This window comes from Caulobacter sp. GW456-12-1-14-TSB4, from assembly GCF_059424195.1.
In genome coordinates, this window is the sequence record NZ_JBWKZF010000007.1 from 46,616 (window position 1) to 68,532 (window position 21,917).

17 protein-coding genes are annotated in these 21,917 nt (G+C 67.5%); 10 read left to right on the top strand and 7 right to left on the bottom strand.

Annotated elements, in window-relative coordinates; all coding sequences use genetic code 11:
- Nucleotides 1–46 precede the first annotated feature (46 nt).
- Entirely contained in the window at nt 47–2,392 is a 2,346-nt protein-coding gene (locus AC07YH_RS08685) for a TonB-dependent receptor (RefSeq protein ID WP_494746602.1), read from the bottom strand.
- Nucleotides 2,393–2,572: 180 nt separating this feature from the next.
- On the opposite strand from AC07YH_RS08685, the gene AC07YH_RS08690 reads away from it, so the two are divergent.
- Nucleotides 2,573–4,057 (top strand): esterase-like activity of phytase family protein, encoded by a 1,485-nt coding sequence (locus AC07YH_RS08690; RefSeq protein WP_494746603.1) that lies wholly within the window; start codon nt 2,573–2,575, stop codon nt 4,055–4,057.
- Between the two features lie 22 nt (nt 4,058–4,079).
- Nucleotides 4,080–4,484, top strand: coding sequence for a DUF1636 domain-containing protein (locus tag AC07YH_RS08695; RefSeq protein ID WP_494746604.1), 405 nt, complete (start codon nt 4,080–4,082; stop codon nt 4,482–4,484).
- Nucleotides 4,485–4,590: 106 nt separating this feature from the next.
- Here AC07YH_RS08695 and AC07YH_RS08700 read toward each other — a convergent pair whose 3' ends face one another.
- The gene (locus AC07YH_RS08700; protein WP_494746605.1) at nt 4,591–5,055 is read right to left on the bottom strand and encodes a PaaI family thioesterase; all 465 of its coding nucleotides are present in this window, start codon (nt 5,053–5,055) and stop codon (nt 4,591–4,593) included.
- 85 nt (nt 5,056–5,140) lie between these two features.
- Here AC07YH_RS08700 and AC07YH_RS08705 point away from each other — a divergent pair, with 85 nt between their 5' ends.
- On the top strand, nt 5,141–5,722 hold the full coding sequence (locus tag AC07YH_RS08705; RefSeq protein ID WP_494746606.1) for a TetR/AcrR family transcriptional regulator: 582 nt from the start codon (nt 5,141–5,143) through the stop codon (nt 5,720–5,722).
- On the opposite strand, the gene AC07YH_RS08710 is transcribed toward AC07YH_RS08705, so the two are convergent.
- Together AC07YH_RS08710 and AC07YH_RS08715 are read right to left on the bottom strand one after the other, a co-directional pair.
- The gene (locus AC07YH_RS08710) at nt 5,719–5,895 is read right to left on the bottom strand and encodes a hypothetical protein (protein ID WP_494746607.1); all 177 of its coding nucleotides are present in this window, start codon (nt 5,893–5,895) and stop codon (nt 5,719–5,721) included. The two genes, AC07YH_RS08705 and AC07YH_RS08710, sit on opposite strands and share 4 nt — an antisense overlap.
- Before the next feature lie 13 nt (nt 5,896–5,908).
- Nucleotides 5,909–8,134, bottom strand: a complete 2,226-nt coding sequence (locus tag AC07YH_RS08715; RefSeq protein WP_494746608.1) for a transglycosylase domain-containing protein — start codon at nt 8,132–8,134, stop codon at nt 5,909–5,911.
- A gap of 252 nt (nt 8,135–8,386) precedes the next feature.
- Between AC07YH_RS08715 and AC07YH_RS08720 the strand changes: the two genes are divergently transcribed.
- Nucleotides 8,387–9,589, top strand: a complete 1,203-nt coding sequence (locus tag AC07YH_RS08720; protein ID WP_494746609.1) for a histidine-type phosphatase — start codon at nt 8,387–8,389, stop codon at nt 9,587–9,589.
- Here AC07YH_RS08720 and aceB read toward each other — a convergent pair.
- From aceB to AC07YH_RS08735, 3 genes are all read right to left on the bottom strand, one after another.
- A complete protein-coding gene (gene aceB, locus AC07YH_RS08725; RefSeq protein WP_494746610.1) occupies nt 9,586–11,163 on the bottom strand; it encodes a malate synthase A in 1,578 nt (525 codons plus the stop codon). The two genes, AC07YH_RS08720 and aceB, sit on opposite strands and share 4 nt — an antisense overlap.
- A gap of 178 nt (nt 11,164–11,341) precedes the next feature.
- Entirely contained in the window at nt 11,342–11,569 is a 228-nt protein-coding gene (locus tag AC07YH_RS08730; protein WP_494746611.1) for a hypothetical protein, read from the bottom strand.
- A 14-nt stretch (nt 11,570–11,583) separates the two neighbouring features.
- Nucleotides 11,584–13,203 carry an isocitrate lyase gene (locus tag AC07YH_RS08735; protein ID WP_494746612.1) on the bottom strand — a complete coding sequence of 540 codons (1,620 nt, stop codon included), beginning with the start codon at nt 13,201–13,203 and terminating at the stop codon, nt 11,584–11,586.
- Between the two features lie 164 nt (nt 13,204–13,367).
- On the opposite strand from AC07YH_RS08735, the gene AC07YH_RS08740 reads away from it, so the two are divergent.
- From AC07YH_RS08740 to AC07YH_RS08765, 6 genes are all read left to right on the top strand, one after another.
- Nucleotides 13,368–14,810 (top strand): helix-turn-helix domain-containing protein, encoded by a 1,443-nt coding sequence (locus AC07YH_RS08740; RefSeq protein WP_494746613.1) that lies wholly within the window; start codon nt 13,368–13,370, stop codon nt 14,808–14,810.
- A gap of 70 nt (nt 14,811–14,880) precedes the next feature.
- Nucleotides 14,881–15,660, top strand: coding sequence for a transglutaminase-like domain-containing protein (locus AC07YH_RS08745; protein WP_494746614.1), 780 nt, complete (start codon nt 14,881–14,883; stop codon nt 15,658–15,660).
- Between the two features lie 64 nt (nt 15,661–15,724).
- Nucleotides 15,725–16,903 (top strand): hypothetical protein, encoded by a 1,179-nt coding sequence (locus tag AC07YH_RS08750; protein WP_494746615.1) that lies wholly within the window; start codon nt 15,725–15,727, stop codon nt 16,901–16,903.
- Between the two features lie 63 nt (nt 16,904–16,966).
- On the top strand, nt 16,967–17,566 hold the full coding sequence (locus tag AC07YH_RS08755) for an RNA polymerase sigma factor (RefSeq protein WP_494746616.1): 600 nt from the start codon (nt 16,967–16,969) through the stop codon (nt 17,564–17,566).
- Nucleotides 17,535–18,524 carry a FecR family protein gene (locus AC07YH_RS08760; RefSeq protein WP_494746617.1) on the top strand — a complete coding sequence of 330 codons (990 nt, stop codon included), beginning with the start codon at nt 17,535–17,537 and terminating at the stop codon, nt 18,522–18,524. The genes AC07YH_RS08755 and AC07YH_RS08760 overlap by 32 nt, the downstream gene beginning before the upstream one ends.
- 134 nt (nt 18,525–18,658) lie before the next feature.
- Nucleotides 18,659–21,853 (top strand): outer membrane beta-barrel protein, encoded by a 3,195-nt coding sequence (locus AC07YH_RS08765; RefSeq protein WP_494746618.1) that lies wholly within the window; start codon nt 18,659–18,661, stop codon nt 21,851–21,853.
- Nucleotides 21,854–21,917: the final 64 nt, after the last annotated feature.

The following is a 21,917-nucleotide window of genomic DNA, read 5'->3' on the forward strand; positions in this document are numbered from 1 at the left end:
CCGTCGCCGGGGAAGAGCCTCTTTCAGGTCAACGCTGTAAGGGCGCTTAGAACTCGAAGCCGATCGTGCCGAACACCTGGCGCGGGGCCGACGAGTGGAACACCAGGATGCTGCCGGCGGCGTCATCCGGGGCGAACACGCTGTTGTCGAAGTTGGCCGCGTGGCGCTCGTTGGTCAGGTTGGTGACGTTCAGCGAGGCCTTGGCGCCCTTCATGAAGCTGGTCGGCGCGAACTTGTAGCTGAGGCCCAGGTCGAAGGTGGTGTAGCCGCCGAAGCCCTGGTCGTTGGTGTAGGTGTAGTAGCGGCGGCCGGTGTACTTGCCTTGCAGCGAGGCCGAGAAGCCGCCTTGCTTCAAGGTCAGCACGCTGGCCAGCATGGTCTTGGGCGTATCGACCTGCTGCTTGCCCTTGGTCTGCTTGATCACGCAGGTGGTCGTGCACCAGTTCAGGTCTTCGTCGTAGGTCGACTTGCTGTACGAGGCCGAGTTGTACCAGCTCAGGAACGACGTGGCCTTCCACAGCACGCCGATCTCGGCGCCCTTGCTGGTGACGCCGCCGGCGTTGTGGAAGGAGTTGCCGCAGCCGGGGTTCTGCTGCTGGTTGGTCGGGCAGGGGTTGTACTGCAGCAGGCGGTTCTGGAACTTCACGTCATAGGCCGCGAGCGAGACTTGCAGCGGGCCGCTGATGTAGCGATAGCCGGCGTCGAAGCTCTTGGAGGTTTCCGGCTCCAGGTACTTGCCCTGGGCGTCCCAGACGGCCTGCGAGACCGACTGCGGACCCAGTTTGAAGCCGCCCTGGAACATGGCCATGTTCTCGGCGTAGCTGGCGAAGACCTCATGGCCTTCGGCGATGCGCCAGCGCACGCCGGCTTCCGGCAGGAAGTTGTCCTTGGCGTACAGCGTGCCGCTGGCGAACTGGCTGGACGCCGTCACCGGAGCCTTGGCGATGCCGCGCAGGGCCTGGGCGGCCGACTTGGAGTAGGTGCTCTTGAAGCCGAAATCGATGCTCAGGGCGTCGTTCAGCAGGGTGACCGTGTCCTGGACGTAGAACTGACGGGTGGTCCAGTCGGTCTGCTGCACCCACTGGGCGGTGTCCGGCGTGCCTTGCAGATACTGGGCCAGGCTGAACGGGCCGGTGACATTGGTCCAGATGTAGCGCGCGGCGCTGCTGGTGTTGTCTTCCAGCCAGAGACCGGCCTGCAGGTGGTTGAAGCCCAGCTGCCAGGCCAGGCTGGCGACCACGCCCTTGCGGTCGATGGTGTAGCGGGTGTCGCGGATCTGGACGGGCACGTCGTCGGAGGTGTCCGTCGTGCCTTGGGTCGACCAGCCGGTGATGAAGTTGTTGCCCGCGCCCTTGTCGGTGTGCTGGTAGATCTGGGCGTGGGCGGTGATCGCCGAGGTGATGTTGTAGTCGCCCGACACGTACCACAGGTTATCGTTGCGCAGGATCTGGCCGTTCGTGAAGGTCACGTCGGCGTTCTTCTGCGGCGACGGCGCGGTGACGCACTTGGTCGGGGCGGTCGGGGCGGTCACCGAGCAGTAGGCGCGGCTGACATAGTCGGCCCAGTTCGGCGCATAGCCGGCCCAGTCCCAGCCCAGGCGCGTGACCATGTCCTTGGACAGGTAGGTGTCGTCGGCCTGGTTGGTGCGCGAGAAGTCGACGAAGGCGGTCAGGACGCCGCGGTCGAACTTATACTGCGCCTTGCCGTTGAGCTGCTTGCCGGTCGACTTGTTGTAGGCCGGCTGGTTCACGAACAGGTCTTGCTGGCTGTACTGGCCCGAGATGTAGGCCGAGAAGCCGTCATGCTCGCCGGTGTCGAAGCGCATGAAGGTGCGGGCGGTGTCCTCGCTGCCGACGGTGCCGTTGATCGAGAAGCCCAGCTCCTTCTTCGGCTCGGCGGAGGTGTAGATCAGCGCGCCGCCCAGGTTGCTGGTCGACGGGATCGACAGGCCGGCGATGCCGGTGGCCAGGTCCGCGCGGCCCAGGTTCTCCGAGATCAGGGCGCGGCTGATGGTCAGGCCGTTGTAGTTGTTGTAGGCGCCGTCGCCCAGCGGCATGCCGTCCAGCGAATAGCCCAGGTGGGTGGTGTTGAAGCCGCGCACCTGCAGCGACAGCGACTGCTCGTTGACGCCCAGGGCGTCGATCGACTGGGCGTTGACGCCGGGCAGGAAGTTCAGCGCCTTCTGGACGCTGGTCCCTGGCGGCAGGACTTCCAGGCTGGCCGGGGTCAGGGTCGAGACCGAGCGGGTCTGCCCGCTGCCGACGATGACGACGGCGTCCAGTTCGGTGTTGTCGGCAGCGGTCGCGATGGGCGCCTCATCGGCGGCGTAGGCCTGGCCGGAGAGCATGAGGCAGGCGGCGATGGCCACCAGACTGGCGGAGCGAAGCAGCATTTGTGGATATCCCCCTGGATATCGAGCGCCACGCGGATTCCCGTCTACGGCGCCGATTGTTGTTGAGCGCCGCGTCTATTCCATACGTGCATGACGTTTTTGCTGCGTCCGCATGACACTGATTGTCACAAAACCTATGCAGTCGCCCCCTAAGAGCCGGCAAAGCTCAAGGAGACCTCCATGTCGCGCGCTCGTCTGATCGGAACCGTCGCGGGAATGGCGGCCCTGGCCCTGGCGGGCGCGGCCGCCGCCCAGAGCGCGACCTACACCACCTCGCACTGGGACAAGACGCCCGGCGATGTCACGGTCCAGTTCGGCGGCAAGACCTATGTCAATCATGGCCTGGTGGCGGTGGGCTGGCTGCCGGCGGCGACCCGCGACTTCAACGGCGAGACCCTGGGCTCGTTCTCCAGCATGGCGCTGTCGAACTGGAAGAAGGCCGCCGACGGGTCGTACACGGGCACGCTGCGCACCCTGCCGGATCGCGGTCCCAACAATGTCGGTCCGTTCAAAAGCACGACCGACTACGCTAACCGCGTCCACACGCACGCGATCAAACTCGTTCCGGGGAAGGGCCTGACGCTGACCCCGACCGGCGGCTTCCTGCTGAAGGACCAGACGGGCAAGCCGTTCACCGGCATGGATCCGGGGTCGAACGTCGTCGAGCGCGGCGGTGTCCGCTATCCGTCGCCAGCCAGCGGGGAGGGCGCGGGCAAGCTCAGCCTGGACAGCGAGGCGATCGCCTATCTGCCGGACGGGAGCTTCTACGTCTCGGACGAATATGCGGCAGGGATTTATCTGTTCGACAAGTCCGCCAAGCTGGTCGGCGCCATCCAGACCGTGCCGGCGCTGCTGCCGATGAAAGCCGGCAAGCTGGACTTCGGGGCAGAGAAGGCGCCGACCACCGGCCGCCGCAACAACCAGGGCCTGGAGGCGCTGAGCATCAGCCCCGACGGCAAGCGCCTTATCGCCGTGCTGCAAAGCGCGACGATGCAGGACTCCTCGTCGAACAACGCCACCCGCAACAATACCCGCGTGCTGGTCTACGACATCAGCAAGAGCAAGCTGCCCAAGGCCCCGATCGGTCACTACGTGCTGCAACTGCCGACCGTGCGCGAGAACGGCGACGGCCAGGCCGCCGACGTCACCGCCGCCCAGTCCGAGGCCGTGGCGCTCAGCGAGGACCGCATCCTGGTCCTGGCCCGCGACGGCAATGGTCGCGGCAAGGGCACGGCCAACGCCCCGGTCTACAAGAGCATCCTGCTGGTCGACCTGGCCGGCGCCACCAATCTGGCCGGCACGCCATACGAGCTTGAAGCCAAGCCGCTCGCCAAGGACGGCGTGCTGAACCCCGACATCAAGCCGGCCGCCCAGGCCGAGCTGGTCAACATCCTGAACCCGGTCCAGCTCGCCAAGTTCGGGATCGACCTGTCGGTCTCGCCCTCGACCCAGACCAGCCTGCCCGAGAAGATCGAGGCCATGGCCATCGGCTCGGCGTTCGACAAGACCGGCGACGTCTTCCTGCTGGTCGGCTCGGACAACGACTTCGCCACGGCCAAAGGTCATGTGAACGGCCAGGACTTCGACGCCTCGCTGCACGGCGACACCGGGACCGGCGACAACGACAACCTGGTGCTGGTCTACCGGCTGTCCTTGCCGAAATGAGCTTCAGCCTCTAGGGCGAGGCATGGCTATTCTCCGCGACGCCGACGACGGGACCGCCGTCGTGGTCTGCAACACCTGCCGCTTCTCCGCCGAGGAGCGCGAGACGCCGGACGGCGTACGCGGCGGCGCCCTGCTGGCGGCGGCTTTGCGCGAGGCGGCGGCCGGTTCGGGCGTGGCGATCCAGGAGATGCCCTGCCTGTTCAACTGCGCGCAGCACTGCTCGATCCACCTGCGCGCGCCGGGCAAGATCGGCTACGTCCTGGGCCGGTTCGAACCGACGCCCGAGGCGGCGCAGGCGATCATCGACTACGCCGTGGCCTATGCGGCCAGCGAAGAGGGCGTGGTGCCGTATCGCCAGTGGCCCGAGGGCGTGAAGGGCCACTTCATCGTACGGGTGCCGCCGGCGGGGAAACTGGTGGGGGATTGAGTGCGTGATCCTCGTCCTTCGACAGGCTCAGGATGAGGATCATGGATAGGGCGGTTCACTAGAAACCTCATCCTGAGCTTGTCGAAGGACGAGGTTTCGGGCCCGCCTAACCCAGCTCTTCCACCGCCTCGCGTTCCGCCGGCCAATGCTCGAACGCCAGCACGATCTGCTGGGCGGTGGCGTCGGCGATCAGCGCGCCGTCCTCGCGGCGAAACTCGGCGCGGACGGTGATCAGCTGGCGGGTTTTGGCCACGACCTTCGCCTCGATCGCCAACGGCCCGTCGCGGCCGACCTTCAGGAAGTTCACCTGCAGGTTCACCGTCCGATAGAGCCGATCCCCCGGTACGACCGTCATCGCCGCAAACGCCAGCACCTGGTCGGCCAGCGCCGCCAGATAGCCGCCGAACAGCGAGCCGTCGGCCGTGGCGAGTTCCGGCGCCGGGCGCCAGGACTTCCGCACCCAGCCTTCGCCCCAGTCGTCGATGAGGCCCAGCTTCAAGGTCTCGACGATCGGCGGTGGGGTCGCGGTCCCGGCCTTCAGCGCGTCGAGGCGTTCGGTCGCCCAGGTCATGTCCGTCCCTCCATGTGATCCCACGGAAGGCTAGGGGAGCGGCGCGGCCTCTGTTACTCGACTTTCCAAGGGACGGAGGGCCGCGATGAGCCTCATTGAAAACATGCGGGAAATCCCACGTCAGGGCCGCGCGCAGGCGTCGGTCGATGTCGTATTGGAAGCGGCGGCTCAGGTTCTGGAGGCGACCGGCGAAGCCGGTTTCAACACCAATGCCGTCGCCGAGCGGGCAGGGGTCAGCATCGGCACGCTCTACCGCTACTTCCCCGACAAGCAGGCGATCCTGCGGGCGTTGGCGCTGCGTGAGACCGAGGCTTATCGCGACCGGATGACGGCGGCGCTGGAGGGCGGCCAGGGCGTGGCGCGCGACCGGGCGATGATCCGCGCCTTCGTCCAGGCCTTCGCCGGACGAACCCAGGCGCGGCGGATCGCGGCCTCGGCGCTGTTGGCCCAGGCCGACCACGCGGAACTGGCCGCGAAGTTCTCGGCGGCCGAGGAAGGCCTGACCGACGCCCAAGGCCGGCCTCTGACCCGCGTGCAGGCCTTCGTGCTGTCGCGCGCCATCCACGGCGCGATGCGGGCGGCGGTGCTGGAGGGCGCCGACTTCCTGGAAAGCCGCGAGTTCGAGGACGAACTGGTGCGGCTGGGCCGCGCCTATCTGGCGTCCTAGCGGACCGGCCGCCGCACGGCCCAAACCAGCAGCGCCGCCGACAGCAGCACGCCGCTCATCACCACGCCGAAGGTGATCAGGCCTTCGCGGGTGGCGCGGGCCTCGGCGCGGGCGTGGAAGGGGCCGGCCTTGGCCTCTGCGAGAGCCGACAGGTCTTCACGGTCGTCGGACATGTCGGCTCTCCTGCTAAGCGCGGGGTTCGGGCGGCGGAGCCACGGGGACGGCGGGCGCAGCTGGCGCCGGCGGGGCCGGATCGGTCGGGACCGTCAGCGGCGCCAGCGGCAGGCCGTCCGGGCCGATCTCGCCTTCCAGCGGCAGGCCCAGATCGTCCAGCGGGTCCTCGATGATCGCCGGCCCGGCGCTGCGGCCCAGGGCCGACAGCATGAAGGCCTTCCAAATCTTGGCGGGCTCGCCGCCGCCGACCACGCCGTTCATCGAGCTGTTGTTGTCATTGCCGACCCAGACGCCCACGACCAGGTCGTCGACGTAACCGACGAACAGGGCGTCGTGATAGTCCTGGGTGGTGCCGGTCTTGCCGAACGCGCCGTCGATGGCCGCTTCCAGGCCCGTGCCGCGATGGGTGGCCGAGCGCAGCAGGTCGCGCATGCCGGTCAGCACCTTGGGGTCATAGGCGGTGGTCTTGGGGGCCTTGAAGCTGTCCAGGGCGTGCGGCGTGATCGGATATTCGCCGGCCGCGATCGAGGCATAGGCCGCCGTCAGGTGTGTCAGGCTCATGCCGCCAGTGCCCAGGGCCATGGTCAGATCGTCGGGAATCTTCTCGGTGACGCCCAGCTGGCGGGCGACCTTGATCACCCGGGCCGGACCCAGGTCGTGGGCCAGGCGCACGGCCGCGACGTTCGACGAGGCGGCGAAGGCGCTGATCAGCGGGATTTCGCGATCGCGGTATTTGCCCTCGTGGTTCTTGGGCGTGTAGCCGCTGACCTGCACCGGAGTGTCGAGGATCGGGCTGGTGGTGGTCATGCCCGACTGCAGGGCGGCCAGATAGACGAACAGCTTGAACGACGAGCCCGGCTGGCGTTCGCCGTCGGCGCGGTTGAACTGGCTGGTCTTGTAGTCGCGGCCGCCGACCATGGCGACGACGCGGCCGTCCTTGCGCATGGCCACCAGGGCGCCCTGGGTGATGTTCAGGACCTTGCCGTCACGCTCGATATAGTCGTTGAGAATGCGCTCGGCCTTCTCCTGCAGCTCCGGGTCCAGGGTGGTCTGGACGACCGTCTCGCCATAGCGGGCGCCGATCGAGGCGCGGGCCTGGGGCAAGGCCCAGTCGGCGAAGTAGGAGCCGGTCGGCAGCTTGTCCGGATTTTCGACCGCAGAGACCTCGCCGACCGCGTCGGCCTGGGCCTGGGTGATGGTCTTGGTCTCGACCATGGCGCCCAGCACCACGCGCATCCGCTCGCGGGCGCCTTCGATATTGTTGGTCGGCGCCAGGCGGGAAGGGGCTTTCACGAGGCCTGCCAGCATGGCGGCTTCGCCGACCGACAGCTGCTCGGGCTGCTTGCCGAAATAGTGCCGGGCCGCGGCGCGCAGGCCAAAGGCCCCGTCGCCGAAATAGACCGACGATAGATAGCGCGACAGGATCTCGTCCTTGGAGAGACGGGCTTCCAGATAGACGGCGATCATCGCTTCTTGCGCCTTGCGACGCAGGTTGCGGTCGCTGCTGAGGAAGGCGTTCTTGGCCAACTGCTGGGTGATGGTCGAGCCGCCTTCCGACACGCCGCCGGCCTGGGCGTTCTTGCCCAGCGCGCGCGCGATGGCCTTCGGGTCCACGCCCATGTGGCTGTAGAAGCGGCGGTCCTCGATGGCGATGAAGGCGCCCGGCACGTACTTCGGCAGCTTGGCGACGTCGATCGGGGCTTCCTTGTACGAGCCGCGACGGGCGATCGGCGAGCCGTCTTCGGCGACCAGCACGATGGCCGAATTGTTCAGCGGCTCCAGGGCGCGGCTCAGCGGCAGCGACCAGAACAGCGAGGCGACGAGCACGACGGCCAGCACGACGGCGACGGCCGCGCCGATCAGCCAGGCGGGGCGCTTCCAGATCGGCGGCTTCTTGGTCGGGGCGGGTTCGGCCGGCGAGAGGGCCGCTTCCGGGATCGCCTCGACGGCTTCCGGCAACACGACCTCGGCTTCGGGCGCGGGGGCTTCTTCGGGCAGGGCCTCGGGTTCAGGCGCCGGGACCGCTTCGACCGCTTCCGGCGTCTCGACGACAGCCTCGACCGGCGGCGTCGGCGCGGGCGGCTTGCGCGGACGGCGCGGCTTGGGCGCTGGCGCGGGCTCGGCCGGGGTCTCGGGCAGGACGGCCGCCGAGGTCATCGCCGCCTGGGCGCGCGGCTTGCGAGGCTTGCGCGGCTTCGGAGCGGGCGGGGTGTCGGCGGGATCGGTCGGATCAGACATGGACTGGCGCTTTACCACACGGCCCCGCCAAGCCAAGCGCGTTGAAACCGAAGTTTTTTCGAGGCTGCCCTTGAACGGTGTTCTTCCGGGCATAGATGAACACCCGTGAGGCCCGAGGCCTCTGCCCTTCCTGGGGCGTTTCCTCCCTACTTCTCAAGCCCGGCCATTCGCCGGGCTTTTCTTTTGCTGTCATGCTTGCGTCGCCGATCTAGCCTAGAGCCCGTCGCAGAAACGACACGGGGCGAGGGATCGATGGCGGGGATGCGAAACATGCTGATGGCGGCGGCGATCGCCGCGCCGGCCCTTTTCCCCATCGCGGCGCACGCCGCCGATCCCACCGATAGCCTGAAGCTGGAACGCGTGGTCATGGTCATGCGCCACAGCGTCCGTCCGCCGACCAAGGCCCAGGCCACGCCGGCCGGCACGACCGCCCAGCCGTGGTTCAGCTGGACCACCCCCTACGGCGACCTGACCCCGCACGGCGCCGACGGCGCGCGGCTGATGGGCGCGTACTACCGCACCTTCCTGGGCGCGCGCGGGATCCTGCCGCGCGAGGGTTGCGCGCCGAGCGGCGACATCGTCGCCTGGGCCAGCAGCAAGCCGCGCGCCATCAAGACCGCCGAGGCCTTCGTCGAAGGCCTGCAGCCCGGCTGCGACTTGAAGGTCGCCCGTCCGGACAGCGAAGAGACCGACGTGATCTTCCACCCGGCCTCGATCATCGACGGCGACATCGCCCTGAAGGCCTCGCAGCGCCAGAAGCCGGGCATCGCCGCCGAGACCAAGGCGATGGCCAAGGAGTTCGCCATCCTGGACCGCGTGCTGGGCCGTCGCCTGGACCGCGCGTCGCACCTGGAGGCCGCCAAGGATGACAACGCCTCCCTGGAAGGCGCTCTGGGCGTGGCCTCGACGGCGGGGCAGACGGTCCTGCTGGAATATGTCGAAGGCAAGCCGATGGACCAGGTCGGCTGGGGCCGTGCCTCCAAGGCCGACATCCAGGCGCTGTTGCGCTTCCACACCGTCAAGTTCCGCTACGAGGTCGGCAACCCCTACGTCGCCCAGCGCTATGCCGCGCCGGTCGCCGCCGAGATCCTCAAGGCCCTGGGCGGCGAGGCCGGGACGGGCAAGCTGACCCTGCTGGTCGGCCACGACACCAACATCGCCGCCCTGCGCGGTATGCTGGACGTCCACTTCACCGCTGCCGACTATCCGCAGGACGATCCGCCGCCCGGCGGGGCCATGGGTTTCGAGCTGCTGCGCAACGCCAAGGGCGAGGCCTTCGTGCGCGCCTTCTACACGGCCCAGACCATGGACCAGCTGCGCGAGCTGCAGCCGCTGACGGCCGCCAATCCGCCAGCCTATTCGTACTTCCAGATCCCGGGCTGTGCGAGCCTGTGCCCGCTGACGACCTTCCAGAAGATCGTCAGCGGCAAGTTGGCCAAGCCGGCGCCGAACTAGATCAGTTCGTAGGCCGGCAGGGTCAGGAACTCTTCCAGGCTGTCGGACAGCACCATGCGGGTGAAGAGTTCGGCCGCCGCTTCCAGGCGCGGCGAGCCGAAGTCGCGGCGCAGGTCGGCCATCTCCTGGGTGAACAGGCTGACAAACAGCTCCGAGGTCAGCTCGCGGCCGTCGTCCAGCGCGGCGCCGAGACGGATCCACTGCCACAGCTGGGTGCGGCAGATCTCGGCCGTCGCCGCGTCCTCCATCAGATTGTAGAGCGGCACGGCGCCCCGGCCTTCCAGCCAGGCCTGGGTGTAGCGCACGCCGACGCGGATGTTCTCGCGAACCCCGGCCTCGGTGCGGACACCCTCGTGCAGCTCCAGCATCTGGGCGGCGGTGATGGCGACGTCCGCCAGCGTTTTGTCGCGCTGGTTGGCGGCCGGCATCAGGCGGTCGAAGACCTCCATGGCCACCGGGACGAGGTCGGGGTGGGCGACCCAGGTGCCATCGTGGCCGGCTCCGGCCTCGCGCTCCTTGTCGGCCTTGACCTTGGCGAAGGCGGCCTGGTTGGCGGCGTCGTCGCCCTTGACCGGGATCTGGGCCGCCATGCCGCCCATGGCGAAGGCGCCCCGGCGGTGGCAGGTCTGGATCAGCTTCAGCGAATAGGCGCCCAGGAACGCCTTGCCCATGACCATGGCCGAGCGGTCCGGGGTCAGGAAGGCGGGCGTGCGGCCCAGGCGCTTGATGAACGAGAAGATGTAGTCCCAGCGGCCGCAGTTGAGGCCGACGATGTGGTCCTTCAGCTCGAACAGGATCTCGTCCATCTCGAAGGCGGCGGGGATCGTCTCGATCAGCACCGTGGCCTTGATCGTGCCGACCGGCAGGCCGAGCGCTTCCTGGGCGCGGACGAAGACGTCGTTCCAGAGGCGGGCCTCCAGATGGCTCTCCAGCTTGGGCAGGTAGAAGTAGGGCCCCGAGCCGGCGGCGATGGCGGCCTTGGCGTTGTGGAAGGCGTAGAGGCCGAAGTCGAACAGCGCCCCGGCCACGGCCTGGCCGTCGACCTCCAGGTGGCGCTCCATCAGGTGCCAGCCGCGCGGGCGGATCTTCAGCACCGCCGGGGTCGGGCCCATGGCGTAGGCCTTGCCGGATTTGGCGTCGACGTGGGTGAGATCGCCGGACCAGCGGTCCTTCAGATTGACCTGGCCCTCGACGACATTGGCCCAGGTCGGGGCGGTGGCGTCCTCGAAGTCGGCCATGAACACCTTGGCCCCGCAGTTCAGGGCGTTGATGATCATCTTGCGGTCGACCGGGCCGGTGATCTCGACGCGGCGGTCCAGCAGGTCGGCGGGGACGGGGGCGACGCTCCAGTCGGCGGCGCGGACGTGGGCGGTTTCGGCTAGGAAGTCCGGCAGCTCGCCGGCGTTGAACCTGGCCTGCCGCGCGTCGCGGGCGGCCAGCAGCGCGCGACGGCGCGCGTCGAAGCGACGGTGCAGGTCGGCGACGAAGTCGAGGGCTTCCGGGGTGAGTACTTCAGCCGCGCGGCCTTCGACCGGACCGGTGACCTGGATGTTGGCGGCGATGTCGAGCGGCATGGGAAGCTTTCCGTGGGTCCGAAACCTCGCCCTTCGACAGGCTCAGGGTGAGGTTTCTACTGAAGCGTTTCTGCTGGGAATTCTGACTGCAAGCAACGAAGTTGGGGCGCCTGCAATGGTCCTCATCCTGAGCTTGTCGAAGGACGAGGACCACGCGAGGCGTCGGACTCTCTCGGTTCTAAGCGCTCTTTTCGGCGCCGTTGGGACGGACGGTGGGGACGATCTGATCGCCCCAGTTACCCGTTCCGTCGTGGTGACGCGAGGCGCGCACCAGTTCCACCGAGTAGCCGGCCTCGATGGCGCGGCGCACGGCTTCGTTCAGCCGGTGGGAGGCCTCGGCGACGCGATCGATGGCGCGTTGCTCGGCGTTGGTGTCAGGCATGTTGGCGGGGGCGAAGGCATTCATGACTAGGCTCTCCTCTATTCGGCCGCGAATTGGTTCATGGTGTTGGCGTGACCGCCGGCCTTCAGGGCGCGCTCGCCGGCGACCATCTCCTTGAAGGTGTCGCCCAGGTCCGAGCCGACCTCGTGCTGGTGCTTCACGGCCGAGACGCCGCGGCGGATCTCCTCGCGCTGCACCGTGTTGACATAGGCCTGCATCCGCTCGTCGCCGAAGTAGCCGCGCGACAGTTCGTCGACGCTCTTGGCGGTGAGGTGGAAGGTCGGCAGGGTGATCAGGTTGTGGAACACCCCGGCGCGGGCGGCGATGTCGACCTGGAAGCGGGCCAGGCGCTCGTCGGCCTCACGGCCCAGGTCGCTGTTGTCGTACTCGGCCGACATCAGGACGTTGCCGTCCGGATAGCTGTCCTTGTGGATCTTGCCCTCGGCGATCCACTGGTCGCGGACCTGCTTGCGCAGATTGAGCGTCCAGTTGAACGACGGCGAGTTGTTGTAGGTCAGCTTGGCGTTCGGCACGACCTTGCGGACCTCGGCCACCATCGCGGCGATCTCGTCGACGTTGGGGGTGTCGGTCTCGATCCAGAGGAGGTCGGCGCCGCCTTGCGTCAGGTTGGCGATGCAGTCCTCGATGACGCGCTGGCGGCCGGTGCCGTCCTGGAAGGCGAACAGGCCGTTGGGCATGCGCACGGGCTTGTGGAAGGCGCCGTCCTTCATGATCGCCAGCTCGCCGTCCTTCAGCGGGTTTTCCGGCGTGATGGCCTCGGTCTTCAGCCACTTGATGTAGTCGGCGGCCAGGTCGCCTTCGCCCGTGCTGACCGGGATCTTCTGGGTCAGGCCCGCGCCCAGGCTGTCGGTGCGGGCGACGATGACGCCTTCGTCGACGCCCAGCTCCTCGAAGGCCAGACGGCAGGCGCGCAGCTTCTCGATGAAGTCCTCGCGCGGCACGGTGACCTTGCCGTCCTGGTGGCCACACTGCTTGGCGTCCGAAACCTGGTTCTCGATCTGCAGGCAGCAGGCGCCGGCCTTGATCATCTCCTTGGCCAGCAGGTAGGTCGCGTGCTCGTTGCCAAAGCCGGCGTCGATGTCGGCGATGATCGGAACGACGTGGGTCTCGAAGTTGTCGATCGCCTTGATCGCGGCCTGCTCGGCGACCTGGTCACCGGCCTTGCGGGCGGCGCTGAGGGCCTTGAAGAGGTCATTGATGCCGACTTCATCGGCCTGGCGCAGCGAGACATAGATCTCCTGGATCAGATCGACGACCGAGGTCTTCTCGTGCATCGACTGGTCGGGCAGGTGGCCAAAGCGGTTGCGCAGGCCCGCGACCATCCAGCCCGACAGGTAGACATAGGCGCCCTTGGTCGTGCCGCGCAGGCGCTTGACCGACTTGATCATCTGCTGGGCGTGGAAGCCCGACCAGCAGCCCAGCGACTGGGTGAACTTGGAACTGTCGGCGTCGTAGGCGGCCATGTCGGCGCGCATGACCGGAGCCATCGCGCGGGCGATGTCCAGGTGGGTGTTGAAGGTGTTCTGCAGCTTCAGCTGGATGATGTCGTCGATGTCGACGCCGCCCGGCGTCACGCCCTGGGGATAGCGCGCCAGCAGGGCGTCGCGGTGGTCGGCATAGGTCTTGCGCTGCGTCATGGTCGTTCGATCCCACTACGGTGGCCGTGGCTGAGAGCCTTGCGGGCCAAGGAAAACTCGTGAGGGAGAGCTAGCGCTGCACTGCGGTGGCGGTCGAACCTATTGAAGGAAATTTGTCAAAGATCGACTTTGTAATTTCTGTAAAGTCGTGACAAGTTGACCGAATGGCGACGCTCGCACAAAAGCAAAATGACAAGAAGCTGTTCCTGGGCGGGCGGCTCAAGCGGTTGCGGCGCGATCTGGGCGTGACCCAGGCGCGGATGGCCGAGGAGCTGGGCGTTTCGGCCAGCTACCTGAACCTGCTCGAGCGCAACCAGCGGCCGGTGACGGCGCAGATCCTGCTGCGGCTGGCCGACGCCTACGATCTCGATCTGCGCAGCCTGTCGGCCGACGACCCGGGCGGCGGGGCGGGGCTGGAAGAGGTGCTGGCCGACAAGATGTTCGCCGACCTGGGCGTCTCGCGCCACGAGGCGGCCGAGGTCGCCGAGCTGTCGCCGGGGCTGGCCGAGGCCATGGCGCGGCTCTATCGCGCCTATCTGGATCGCGGCCGGATGATCGACCTGGGGGCCTTCGAGCGGCCGGACGGGACGGGGCCGGCGTCGGACCAGTCCTCGCCCACCGACTGGGTCCGCGACCTGGTCGGCGCCCAGCGCAACCACTTCGCCGAGCTGGAGACCCTGGCCGAGAAGATCGTCGTCCAGCTGAAGGCCGATCCGCAGGACCTGGCCCCGGCCGTCCGCGAGCGTCTGCAGAGCAAGTTCGGCATCCAGACCCGGATCATGCCGGTCGAGGTGATGACCGGCTCGCTGCGCCGCTACGACCATCACCGCAAGCGCCTGATGCTGTCTGAGACCCTGGCCCACGCCAGTCGCACCTTCGGCATGTGCTACCAGCTGGGGCTGATGGAGGGCGGCGAGGTGCTGTCGGACCTGACCGACCGCTTCAAGGCCCCCGATCGCGCCACGCGCCAGCTGCTGAAGGTGTTCCTCGACAGCTATCTGGCCGCCGCGATCATGATGCCCTACGAGCCGTTCCTGGCGGCCATGGAGGCCAGCGGCTACGACATCGAGCGGGTGCGGCCGCGCTTCGGCATCAGCTACGAGCAGGCGGCCCAGCGGCTGACCACCCTGGGTCGCCAGGGCTCGCGCGGCGTGCCGTTCTTCATGATGCGGCTGGACGCGGCGGGGAACATCTCCAAGCGCTTCGCGGCCGGGCCTTTCCCTTTCTCGCGCTTCGGCGGCGCCTGTCCGCGCTGGAACGTCCACGACAGCTTCAAGACTCCGGGTCGCATCGTCACCCAGGTGATCGAGACGCCGGACAGCGAGCGCTATTTCACCCTGTCGCGGACGGTGCGCCGGACGTCCGGCTTGCAGGCCGGGCTGGAGGACGAGCTGGTCGTCGGCCTGGGCTGCGAGCTGAAATACGCCTCCAAGCTGGTCCACGCGCGGGGCCTGGACATGGCCGCGCCGATCACCACCGAGATCGGGCCTTCGTGCCGGATCTGCGAGCGGCCGGCCTGTCCGCAGCGGGCCGCGGCGCCGATCAATCGCACCCTGCTGGTCGAGGAAACGAGCAAGTCGCTGTCGCCTTTTCCGTTCGCGCGATAGAGGTTCTGAACCGAAGCCATCCTGGCGGATTGTTAGGCGGCGCGACCCTCGCGCCATCCTCAGGATTTCCATGCGTCTCGATGTCGAAGCCTCGCTGACCTACGACTTCGCGACCCCGTGCGAGGTGCTGCTACTGGTCGAGGCCGCCCATGGCCCGGACCAGGTGGTCGGGCTGGAGGCCCTGACCTTCTGGCCCAATGTCGATGCGGTGCGGGTCGATGATCCGGTGACCTTCGAGCGGCGGACGGTGTTCACAGCCTCGGGAACGGTCAACGCCCTCTACCGCGCCCAGGTCGAGATCATGCATCGCGACCACGACCTGATCGATGCGCCCGCCATGGCCATCCGCGACCTGCCCAGCGAGGTGCTGCCGTTCCTGCGCGCCAGCCGCTACAGCCCGTCCGACCGGCTGGAGAGCTTCGTCGACCGAGAGTTCGGCGAGCTGAAGGGCGGGGTCAAGGTCCAGGCGATGCTGGACTGGATCGCCGAGCACATCGACTACGTCGCCGGGGTCAGTCATTCGGGCACGACGGCGATCGACACCCTGGTCGACCGGGCCGGCGTCTGCCGCGACTTCACCCACCTGATCATCGGCCTGTGCCGCGCCGCCGATATCCCGGCGCGGGCGGTCAGCGCCTATGCCTGGAAGCTGGAGCCGCCGGACCTGCACGCCATCGCCGAGGTCTATCTGGGCGGCCGTTGGCGCTTGGTCGACGCCACGGGGCGTGCGCCGATCGACGGCCTGGTGCGGGTGGCCACGGGCCGGGACGCGGCCGACATCGCCTTCATGACCATCTTTGGTCGGGCGACCCTGGTCGAGCAGAGCTTCTCGATCCGCGAAGTCGCCTGACTGTCATCAAGCTGTCGCCAAGACGCCCTAGCTCCGCCCGCCAACGCAAGGTCGGGGTCGTCGCATGTCCGTTCGTCGTCATCTGGCCCTGGCCGCTTCGATCCTGGCGCTCGGCTTCGCGGGTCCCGCGCTGGCGGAAGGCGGCCTAGCCAAGCTGCCGCTGACCCAGAATGGCGGGACCTGGAAGGCCGGCCACGTGCAGGGCGTCGCCGTCGATGTGAAGGGCGGGTTCATCTACTACTCGTTCACGACGCTGCTGGCGAAGTACGACTTCAGCGGCAAGCTGATCGGCACGCTGGTGGGGTGGACCGGACACCTGGGCGACCTCGACTTCAACGCCGCCGACGGCAAGGTCTATGGCTCGCTGGAGTACAAGGACGACAAGGCCTTCTACATCGCCGTGATCGACGTCGCCCGGCTGGACCGGGTCGGGATCGAGGCCTCCAAGAGCGAACTCTTCCGCACCGTCTATCTGCCCGAAGTGGTCAAGGACTACAGCGCCGACCTGAACGGCGACGGGGTGTTCGAGGGCGATGATGGCAAGTTCAAGGGTGACGTCGTGGCCTCGCCCGATCACCGCTACGACGCCTCGGGCATCGATGGGGTGTCGTTCGGTCCGGCGTTCGGCCAGACGGACGGCAAGCGCTATCTGACCGTGGCCTACGGGATCTATGGCAACACCACGCGGACCGACAACGACCAGCAGGTGCTGCTGCAATACGACATCGCCGACTGGGGCCGCTACGCCAGCCCGCTGACCGAGGCCGCGCCGCACCACAACGGGCCGGCGACCGTGGACGCCAAGGTCTTCGTCCGCACCGGCAACACCCGCTACGGCGTGCAGAACCTGGCCTATGACGATGCGTCCAAGCGCTGGTTCATGGGCGTGTATCTAGGTCAAAAGCCCAACTGGCCGAACTACGGCCTCTACGCGTTCGACGCCGCCGCAAAGCCGAAGACCGGTGAGCTGATCGGCGTGGGCGAGCAGGGCAGCCTGATCCCGCTGGCCGAGGACGGCCTGAAGGACCCGGCCACTGGCGTGCGCGGCTGGAGCCAAAAGGCCGACGTGGGCCTCCAGCCGGTGGGGCAGGGGCTGTTCTACTTGGCGGTCAACGCCAAGACCCCGGACGGCCAGACCGCCGACCTGACCCTCAATCGCTGGACCGGCGAGCCCGCCAAGCCCTTCGTCCCCGTCACCGCCGAGGAGTTGCGAAAGCTCTCGGACAACCTTTCCGCGCGCTGAGGTCCAGGTGTCACATTTGACCTCTAGGCGAGGGCTCCGGGGTGAGCAGTCAGCGGACAGACAATGAGCGCCGACAGGGAAAGAACGCGGTGGTTCCTGCGGAACATCCTGCCGCACGAATCCGCGCTGCGGGGCTGGCTGACGCGCAGCGCGCCGGTCGGGGTCGATCCCGACGACGTCATCCAGGAATCCTACGCCATCCTGGCCGAGCTGGAGAGCGTCGAGGGCATCCGCCATCCGCGCGCCTATCTCTTCCAGGTGGCCCGCTCGATCGTGGTGCGCCACGTGCGCCGGGCCCGCATCGTCTCGATCCAGACGGTCGAGGACCTGGAGCGGCTGGAGCATCCGGACGAAGCCGCGACGCCCGAGCGCTTGGCGATCGATCGCGATGAACTTCGCCAACTGGCCCAGGCGATCGCGGCGATGCCGGCCAAGACCCGCGAAGCTTTCGTGCTCAGGCGGGTCAAGGGATTGCCTCAGCGCGAGATCGCCGCGCAGATGCGGATTTCCGAGAATACGGTCGAGACTCACATATCCCGAGGCGTCCTATTTTTGATTGATTGGTTTGGTCGTAGCGGAAACCGGCGGCCTCAAACCTCTAAGACTTTGAAAGCGGAGATTGCGCCCGTAGATGGCACAGCGAGAATCCAGTCGAGACATTGATCAGGCGGCGTCCGACTGGACGGCGCGGCTGGACCGTGGACCTCTGACGACGCAGGACGAAGAGGCCTATCAGGCCTGGCTGAAGGGCGATCCGCGCCGCAAGGGCGCGATGCTGCGCGCCCAGGCCCTGTCGATGATGAGCGAGTCGGCCCAAGCGCTGGGCGACGGTTTCGATCCCGCCGACTTCAGCGAACCGAAGGTCGCGCGCCTGTCCCGCCGCCAAGCGCTGGCGTGGGGCGGCGGCGCGGCCGTGGCCGCGTCCATGGCCGCCCTGGCCGTGGGCCTGCCCGCCGCCGCCGGCACGGTGATCAGCACCGAGCGTGGCGAGATCCGTCTGGCCCCGCTGAAGGATGGCTCCACCGTCCTCTTGAACACCGAGACCAAGATCCGCGTCCGCTACGACAAAGGCCGGCGCGTCGTCACCCTGCTGAAGGGCGAGGCCTATTTCTCGGTGGCGCGCGACGACCAGCGGCCGTTCATCGTCGAGGTCGACGGGCGGCAGCTGAGCACGGCGCAGGCCAATTTCCGCGTCCGCAAGCTGGAACAGGCGCCCGTCGACGTGCTGGTCAACCAGGGCCTGGTCGAGGTCGCGCCGGTCCTGATCTCGGCCCACGCGGTTCGCCTCGCCAGCAATACGCGGCTGCTACTGTCCGACCATCCCGCCGCCGAACGCCCGCAGGCCATCGCGCCCGAGACGGTCACGCGCGAGCTGGCCTGGCGCGAGGGCAAGCTGGCCTTCGAGGGCGAGACGCTGAGCCAGGCGGCGGCCGTGTTCGCCCGCTACAGCGGCACCCGCATCCAGGTCGACGACCCTGTCCTGGCGCGCGAGCCGGTCACGGGCCTGTTCGCGGCAAATGATCCGGTGGGTTTCAGTCGGGCCATCGCGCGGGTGTTCGACGCGAAACTGGACCAGACGGGCGACACCGTGGTGCTGAGCCGTCGATCGGTCGCCGAATAAGAAGTTTTTGTTACCGTTAGCGGAAGGCCTCGGGCGGTTCCTCTCAATCGCGAAGGTCGCGACCAACGCGATGACTTTGGGGGCACTGGCCTATGACTTCCCGTTATTCCTTCCTCGCCTGCGGGGCGTCGATCATGACGCTTGCGATCGCCGTGCCCGCCATGGCGCAGGAACGCGTCTTCGACATCCCGGCCCAGGCGGCCGTCCGCGCCATCCCCGAGCTGGCCCGTCAGGGCCAGGTGCAGATCGTGGCGCCGGCGCGCGACCTGAACGGCGTCCAGACCCCGGCCGTGAAGGGCACGATGGACGTGCGTGCGGCGCTGCGTCGCCTGATCGCGGGCACCGCCCTGCGCATCGACAGCGACGACGGCCAGATCATCACCTTGAAGGCCGCGTCCGCCGCGGGCGCCTCGCGCCCCCAGGCCGGCGTGGGCTCGGGCATGGTTCGCGGCCGGGTCTTCAACACCGCGACCAATGAGTACGTCCGCAACGCCGAGGTCCGGGTCGAGGGCACGCCGATCGTCGCCCTGTCCGAGAACGGCGGCGACTTTCGACTGACCGGCGTCCCGGCCGGCGACGTGACCGTGGTGGTCAAATATGCGGGCCTGCAGGAATCCAAGCAGGTCGTCACGGTCACCTCGGACCAGACGGCGACCGTCGAGTTCTCGCTGCAGCCGCTGGCCTCGGCCACCGAAGGCGTCGAAGCGGTGACCATCACCGCCAAGCGCGAAGGCCAGGCCGCCGCCATCATGGAGCGCCGCGCCTCGACCAACGCCAAGACCGTGGTCGCCGCCGACAACTTCGGCGCCCTGACCATGGGCGACGTGGGCGAGTTCATGAAGAACATGCCCGGCCTGTCGATCGACTACACCGAGGTCGACGCCACGGCCGTCCGCATCGGCGGCCTGGACCCGAAATACTCGACCTTCACCACCGACGGCGCCCGCATGGCGACCGCCACCTCGAACAACAACAACGGCCGCCAGAACTCGTTCGAGCAGATGTCGATCACCGGCATCGACTCCATCGAGCTGAACAACACCCTGCAGGCCAGCATGGACGCCGACAGCCCCGGCGGCGCCATCAACCTGCGCAGCAAGTACGCGTTCCAGCGCAACAGCCGTCTGCTGCGCTTCCAGCTGGGCGGCGTCGGCACGTCCGACTCCACGCTGTCGCGCCAGTACCTGCCGGACGACAAGAAGCACTCGACGATCTTCCCGTCGGCCCAGGTGGGCTATGCGGACGTGTTCCTGAACGGCCGCCTGGGGATCGCCTTCAACGCCAGCTACAACGCCAACTTCGTCCAGCAGGACCGCATCCAGACCGACTGGTCGTACCTGGCGAGCGGCCGGGTGATGCCCTATCAGGTGATGTGGCGCCCGGGTCCGAAGCTGACCCACCGCAAGGCCGCCAACCTCAGCGTCGACTACAAGATCAACGACCAGTGGGCGGCGTCGCTGCGCTCGAGCTACTCGTTCTACGACGTCGAGTACTTCAACCAGTACACCTTCCTGATCTTCGGCACGACGACGGCGTCGCAGACCACGGCGGACTCGACCCCGACCCACATCGTGGTCAATCCGAACGGGACCAACACCCGTCTGCACACCCAGTATTCGCACCGCTACGCCGGCACGCCCTCGTGGGTGTTCTCGCCGAAGCTGGAATATCGCGGGGACACCTTCGAGGCCCTGCTGCGCGGCAGCTATTCCAGCTCGGAGTTCAACTTCCGGGACAATTCCAAGGGCTTCTTCCAGCGCACCGACGACTACCTGACCCGTATCGGTTTCACGCTGGACCGCGCCTCGACGGAGTCAAACGAATGGACCCTGAAGCAGACCGCCGGCCGCTCGTGGAGCGATCCGACCAGCTTCAATCGTGACGACGACATCGGCAACAACATCCGCACGTCGGAATCCGACGCTGGCAACCGCATGTACGGCGCCAATCTGGACCTGAAGAAGAAGCTCACCCTCGGCGATGTGCAGCTGAAGATCCTGGCCGGCGGCACCTACCGGACCAACGTCTGGAAGACCAATGAGGGCTCGTTCCAGCAGTTCCAGTATGTCGGCCCGACGGGCGACCTGACCCAGAAGGCCCCGGAAGCCGTCATCCCCTGGACCAAGGGCTATCAGTTCCTGATCCACGGCTTCGACGCCGGCAACCTGAACGACCAGCACTGGCGCGCCGACAGCAACTACGCGACCTACGACATCTACGCCCAGCACCCCGAGTACTTCGTGCCCGACACCGTCGGCAATCTGAAGCGCCAGCTGGACAACAACAAGAAGGTCGGCGAGACGGTCCAGGCGGCCTATTTCGAAGTGCAGCCGCGCGTCGGCAAGGCCCAGTTCGACCTTGGCCTGCGCTACGAGAAGACCCAGACCGACGCCCGCGTCGCCGACATCCGCTCGGCCAAGGAAGTCACCGCCGCCGGCCTGTCGGTCAGCACCGTGCCGGGCCTGCTGTACCAGTACCGCAACGGCGCCTACACGACCCGCCACGGCGAGTATGACGACTGGTTCCTGAGCGGCGGCGCCAAGTACGACTTCACCAAGAAGCTGGTCGGCCAGCTGGCCTTCAGCCAGTCGATCCTGCGTCCGGACTACGGCAATCTGGGCGGCGTGGTGGCCGTGGACGACACCAACCTGTTCGTCACCGTGCCCAACCCGCTGCTGAAGCCCGAGCACTCGACCAAGTACTTCGCCAGCCTGCAGTACTATCTGGAGCCGTCGGGCGTGATCGGCATCTCGGCCTATCAGCTGGACGTCAAGGACATGCAGGTCACCGGCATCACGGTGAACCCGGAAGACGTCGGCTACAACCCGGCCGACTATGCTGGCTACACCTTCCGCAGCGCCCAGAACCTGCCGGGCACCAGCACCAACAAGGGCATCGTGCTGGAATACGACCAGCAGCTGACCTTCTTGCCGGGCATGCTGCGGGGCCTGGGCCTGCGCGGTTCGATCACCAAGCTGGATCCGGACGGCGTGCGCGTGAACACGCCGAAGACGGCGGCCAACTGGGGCCTGCGCTACAGCTACGGCAAGTTCGACTTCCAGCTGACCGGCAACGCCCAGGGCAAGTACCGCACCAGCGCGCTCAGCAATACGCCGACGACCGCCAACAACGGCATCCTGTACCACGCCCCGCGCGAGCTCTGGAACGTCAGCGCCAGCTACAAGATCAACCGTCAGTTCGAGGTCATGCTGGCCGGCCGCAACATCTTCAACGCGCCGGACATCATCTATTCGAACGATCGCAGCCGGGTGCAGCAGTACAGCATCTACGGTTCGATGTGGAACGTCGGGATCAAGGGCACCTTCTAGGTCGCTCAGGTTCCGTCCATGGCCGCGCCGCCCCCTTCGGCGCGGCCATTTCCTTTTCCGAAAA